The 6765-nt window shown below is 55.3% G+C and carries 1 protein-coding gene; it reads left to right on the forward strand.

The features are described 5' to 3' along the window. The coding region (locus B5D63_RS34430; protein ID WP_143313382.1) for a non-ribosomal peptide synthetase at nucleotides 1–6765 on the forward strand (6765 nt) is incomplete at both ends.

A 6765-nucleotide genomic window follows, 5' to 3' on the forward strand; every position in this document is an offset into this window, starting at 1 on the left:
TCGGCGGCGATACGATCCCCGATACTTTGCTTCAGAAGCTGTCGTCCATCTTCCGGAAAGCGGAGATCGTGGTTACCTACGGTCCTACAGAAGGAACGATCTTCTGCACGGCGGTAAGCTACGATATCAGCGCCGGTGTGTTGCCTGCCAGCGGAGCCTGCATAGGCCGGCCATTGCCCGGCAGCACCATCTATATACTGGACAAAGATCATCAGCTGTTACCGGCGGGTGTTATGGGGGAAATCTGTATCGGCGGCGCCGGCGTGTCCGCAGGTTATTTTGGGCAACCGGAGCTGACATCGGAGAAGTTTGTGCCCGATCCGCTTATATCGGGAGGCCGCATCTACTGCAGCGGAGATCTCGGGCGGTGGAATGAAAAGGGAGAGGTGGTGTTTATGGGCCGCCGCGACACGCAGGTGAAGATACGCGGTTTCCGCATTGAGACGGGCGAAATAGAACGTGCCCTGCTCAGTCATGAAGACATCCGCGAAGCGGTGGTGATGGCCCGTGAAGACGGTACGGGAAGCAGGTACCTGGCCGCCTACCTGGTCACAGACAAGCCATGTCCGCCGTCCACGGTACGGAGCTACCTGTCGGGTTTATTACCGGACTATATGCTGCCCGGTTATTACATCAGCCTGCCGCAGCTGCCGTTAACCGGCAATGGCAAGATAGACCGCCAGTCGCTGCCCGTGCCGGGGGCCGGTGATGCCAGTCGCAGTGAAGCCTATGTGCCCGCAGGTACAGAAACGGAGGAGCGTTTGGTGAAGATATGGGAAGAGGTATTGGGCCAGACAGGGATCGGTATCTATGATAACTTCTTTGAAGCAGGGGGGCACAGTCTGAAAGCTATTCAGCTGGTGAGCAGGATAAAACAGGTGTTTGAAGCAAAGATTCTGCTGGCGGATATTTTTACCTGTCCGGATATAGCCTCGCAGGCGACATACCTGGAACACGCTTCCGGACAGGCGTTTGCCGCTATACCGCGGGTAGCCGACCAGGAAAGTTACCCACTCAGCCACGCGCAGCGCAGGCTCTGGATATTAAGCCAGTTCAGCGACGGTTCTGCCGCCTATAATGTTACCGGTTTCCTTTTGTTTGACGGTGTATTGGTGCCGTCATTGCTGGAGAAAGTGTTGCGATATGTCGCCGGCCGGCATGAAAGCCTGCGGACAGTGTTCAGGGAGGATGCTTCGGGAGTGGTACGCCAGTATGTGCTGCCGGTAGATAAACTGACATGGGCACCGCTCTGCGTTGACATCAGTAGCCTGCCGGATGCTGCAGCAGCGCTGCGGGAAATATTCTCCGTAGAGCAGCATACGAGGTTCGACCTCGGCCAGGGACCACTGATAAGGACGAAAGTGGTGAAAGTATCGGAACAACAGTTTGCGTTGTTTTATACCATGCATCATATTATCAGTGATGGCTGGTCTATGGAAGTGCTGTCCAGGGACGTAATTACAGCGTATAATCATTTCCGTGAAGGCAGCGAACCCGCGCTGGCGCCGCTGCCGCTGCAGTACCGGGACTATGCCGCCTGGCAGTCGTCAGGAAAAGATACAGCCGCTTTCCGCGCGCACGAACGCTATTGGCTGGAACAGTTGTCTGGTGAGCTCCCTGTGCTGGATCTGCCGGCAGACAAACGTCGCCCGGCGGTCAAAACACACCCCGGCAGCAGTGTCACGGTGAGTCTGCCGTCTTCGGTGATGGGCGCTTTGACAGCCCTTTGCCATAAAGAAGGCGCTACGCTTTTTATGGGGCTGCTCGCCGCGCTGAAAGCACTTTTTTTCCGCTATACCGGACAGGAAGATATCATCGTTGGCAGCCCTGTGGCTGGCAGGGAACATCAGGACCTGGAAGACCAGATAGGGCTGTATGTCAACAGCCTGGCTTTGCGTACCCGCTTTAGCGGAAAAGACACTTTTGCCAGCCTGCTGGCAAAAGAAAAACAGGTGCTGCTGGATGCCTATGCACACCAGTCATATCCCTTCGATATGCTGATAGAAAAACTGCCGCTGCCCAGGGACAGGAGCCGTCTGCCACTGTTCGATATCATGGTGGGGATGCAGAACCAGGTGTCTACGAATGTATATGACAAGACGGTGGGTTTGGATGGACTTTCCCGGAGAGAGACGGATGAAATGAAACAGGAAAGAAGTCAGTTCGACCTGCTTTTTAGTTTCGTGGAAGCACCGGGCGGATGGGACCTCTCACTTACCTATAATACCGACATTTACAGCGAGCGCAATGTCAACGCGCTTTGTGCGCATTATCTGCAGCTGTTGCACGAGGTAACGCTTCGTCCGCAGGAGGCGATCGACGGTATAACGTACCTGTCCGCAGCTGAACAACAGCTGCTGTTAAATACTTTCAACGATACGGCTTTTTCTTTCGGCGAAAAACAGACGTTGCATCAACGGTTTGAGCAACAGGCGGCGCAGACGCCGGACAGGCCGGCGCTCATACAGGGCGACAGGCAGCTGACCTACCGGGAATTGAATGAACGCTCCAATCAGCTCGCTCACTATCTGCGCAATACCTATTCTATCCTTCCCGGCGACCTCGTTGCTATTATTGCAGACCGTTCAGAGCTGGTCATCATAGGGATACTGGCAGTACTAAAAGCAGGAGCCGCCTATGTGCCGGTAGATCCGTCTTACCCGCAGGAGCGCATCCGCTTCATGCTGGAAGACGCAGCTCCTAAACTGGTGCTTACGTTCTCCGATCGCCTGTTTGAAATGATCGATTATTATACCGGCGCCTTATTTGCATTGGATGTACAACTGGAAAGCCTGCACGAAAGCGTGGATAACCCTGAAGGGCTGGCAGATCCGTCCTCTTTGGCCTATGTGATCTACACTTCCGGTAGTACCGGGCAGCCTAAAGGGGTGATGGTAGCGCATAGCGGCGTGGTAAATATGTCATTGGACCAGGTGCGCCAGTTTGAGGTACAGGCGGATGACAAGGTGCTGCAATTTGCTTCACTGTCTTTCGATGCATCTGTATCGGAATGTTTTTTGGCGTTTTTCTCCGGCGCTTCACTGGTGATGATCAGCGAAGCGATATTGCGCGAGCGCGAACTGTTTATACAATACCTGCGGCAACATCAGATCACCGTAATTACCCTGCCACCCGCTTACCTGCAACTCTTTAGCGAAGAAGAGCTGTCGGGGCTGCGGATATTGATCACAGCGGGACAGGAAGCAGATAAGGCTACTGCGCTCCGCTTCAGTAAAAAACTAAACTACTATAACGCTTACGGGCCAACGGAAAATTCTGTCTGCGCCACCATCTATAAAGTAGACCCGGCGATACCCCTGCCGGCGGGCGTTCCGATAGGCAAACCGATTGCCAATAACCGGATCTTCATCCTGGATGACCGCGGACAACTGCTCCCGGTTGGTATACCGGGCGAAATATGTATCGGCGGCGAAGGCCTGGCGCTTGGCTATCTTCATAACAACGGGCTGACAGCCGCCAGGTTCATCGAAAATCCCTACCGGAAAAATGAACGGTTGTATCGTACCGGTGATATAGGCCGGTGGGATGCGGAGGGCAATCTGCTCTTTTTGGGAAGGAACGACCAACAGGTAAAAATAAGAGGCTATCGCATTGAGCTGGAAGAGATAGAACAAACCCTGCTGCAATACCCGGGTATCACCCACGCAGTGGTACAAATGAGGAAAGAGCCAACCGGAGAGGGTAGCTACCTGGCCGCGTTTATCGTTGCCCCGGCAATGCCCGATCGGGAAGCGATGACCAGCTTCATGGCGGCGCGGCTGCCGGAATATATGGTGCCGGCTGTGTTTATGCAGTTGGCGGCGCTACCGCTGACCCATAACGGAAAGGTAGACCGTAAAGCGCTGCCCGACCCGCTGGCGGCAGACAAATCCGGGGAGCAATTTGTAGCGCCGGCGGGTACGCTGGAAATACAATTGGCCTCCCTGTGGCAGGAGGTATTGGGAAGAGAACAGGTAGGAAGAAACGATCACTTTTTCCTGCTGGGCGGACATAGCCTGAAAGCCATGCAGCTGTTGAGCCGCATCCGTAGCCTGTTTCAGCTGGAAGTGGAACTGAACGATCTTTTCACTTACCCCGTTCTGCATGAACAGGCCGCTTTCCTCGGCGTGGCAGCGCCGCGCAACATCATTGAGATACCCAAAGCGCCTTTGCAGGAAAGCTACCCGCTCAGCCATGCACAACAACGTTTCTGGATACTGAGCCAGTTTGAAGAAGCATCGGCGGCTTATAACGTTCCCGGCGTCTGTGTCCTGGAGGGTCCGCTGAGCAAAACACTGCTCGAAGAGGCCATTGAGCTGTTGTGGCGCCGCCACGAGAGCCTGCGGACTGTTTTCCGGGAAGACGCCGCCGGCAATATCCGTCAATATATCCTGGACGCCGGCGAGCAGCCTGCAGATATGGTTTATGAAGATATCAGCCATGAAAAAGACATCATGGAAAGGCTGCAGCAGATGTTTATCGAAGCGCAGCAGGCTCCCTTTGATCTCCGGCAAGGCCCTTTGCTCCGCATCAAAGTGGTGAAACTGCATGATGCTGCACATGCGTTGCTCTATACCATGCATCACATCATCAGCGACGGATGGTCACTGCAGGTGTTGATAAAGGAGATGACCACCGTCTATAACGCGCTGAAAGAGGGCGTCAGCCCGGTGTTACCTGCATTGCCTATCCAATACAAAGACTTTGCAGTATGGCAGGCCTCCGGTAACAACGACAGCCACCTGGAGAAACATCGCGCTTACTGGCTGGAGCAGTTGTCCGGCCCCATACCTGTACTGGACCTGCCCGCGGAGAAAGGCCGCCCGTCCGTGAAAACCCATCACGGTGCTACGATCGGCTGCATGCTGCCCGCGACGACGGTACATGCGTTGCTGCAACTGTGCCGTGAAGAAGAAGCCTCCCTCTTTATGGGCCTGCTGGCTGGATTAAAAGCATTGCTTCATCACTATACCGGTCAGGAAGATATTATCATCGGCAGCCCAATTGCAGGGAGAGATCTCAAAGAGCTGGAAAACCAGATCGGATTATATCTGAATACGCTGCCACTTCGTACCCGTTTTACGGCAACAGATACTTTCCGGGCACTGCTGCAACAGGAAAGGGAAGTGCTGCTGGCTGCCTATCGGCACCAGGTATATCCTTTTGACCTGCTGGTAAACCAGTTACAGCTGGAACGCAATACCAGCCGTTCACCCCTGTTCGATGTACTGGTGATTATGCAGAACCAGTCGTCGGTTGCAGGTAATGGTAATACAGGCGGTATGTCAGGATTACAATGGCGGCAGCCGGAAGGCATGCAAAGAGTGACGAGCCAGTTTGATCTCGAATTTTCTTTTATGGAGACGGGCGACTCGGTGGAGGTGTTGCTGAACTATAATACAGACATTTACAGCGCCTCCTTTGTCCGCAACCTGCTGACGCACCTGGAACTGCTGCTGGCATTTGCCGCCGGACATCCGGAGCACGCACTGGGCGTGCTGGACTATTTAACATCAGCAGAAAAAATGCAGCAACTGTCTGCGTTTAACAATACGACCAATGATTTTCCGCAGACAGAAAGCATTGTCAGTCTGTTCCGCCGGCAGGCACTGCTGCGGCCGGAAGAGACGGCCGTTGTTTTTGAAGACAGCGCGTTGACTTACCGGGAGCTGGATGAACGGTCCGACCAGGTGGCGCGGCTGCTGACGGAACAACTGCAGGTACAACCAGGAGCGTTGGTAGTGCTGCTGACGGAACGCTCTGTTCACCTGATGGCGGGGATGTTAGGCATCCTCAAAGCCGGAGCGGCTTATGTGCCGCTGGACCCGGCCTATCCTGCGGAGCGTATCAGCTACGTGCTGGAGGACTGCGGCGCCCGCGTGCTGGTGGCCGGCGAAGGAACAGCGCTGCCGGCAGGCTATGACGGCGCCGTACTACAACTGGAGACAGCAGTGAACGATGATAACGATGCCGGTTACACGCCACACGCCGTTTTGCCGGAAGACCTGTGTTACGTGATCTATACCTCCGGTTCTACCGGCCGTCCGAAAGGGGTGATGGTAAACCACCGCAATGTGGTCAACTTCTTTTCGGCGATGGACCGGGAAGTGCCTTTGCAGGAGGATGACTGCCTGCTGGCGATGACCAGCACCTCCTTCGATATCTCCGTGCTGGAGCTGTTGTGGACCCTCTGCCGCGGGGTACAGGTGGTGATACATCCGTCGGACCGTATCCCGGGCAACCTTGACCGTTATACGGAGAAAGCACCGGCCACGGTGGACTTCAGCCTGTTTTTCTTCTCCAGCTACGATCATGGCAGCGCCAATAAATACGATCTTCTGCAGTCTTCCGTGCGTTATGCCGACGAGCATGGGTTCCGGGCGGTATGGACGCCGGAGCGTCATTTTCATGAGTTTGGGGGACTGTATCCCAACCCGTCTGTTATCGGGGCGGCGTTGGCGGTAAGCACCCGCCGGCTGGAGATCCGCAGTGGCAGCGTGGTAGCTCCGCTGCACGATACGGTGCGCATCGCGGAGGAATGGGCCGTGGTGGACAACCTGTCCGGCGGCCGGGTAGGGCTGTCGTTTGCCCCCGGCTGGAACGCGAACGATTTTGTTTTGTCGTCTGCCCCTTATGCATCGCGCCATCAACGGATGTACGAGCAGATAGCGGAAGTGCGCCACCTCTGGGAAGGAGGCAGCATCACCCGTACCAATGGCTTCGGACAGGAAGTATCGCTGCAGGTATATCCCCGCCCGGTGCAGG

It is taken from the genome of Chitinophaga eiseniae, assembly GCF_900167135.1.
GTDB lineage: Bacteria > Bacteroidota > Bacteroidia > Chitinophagales > Chitinophagaceae > Chitinophaga > Chitinophaga eiseniae.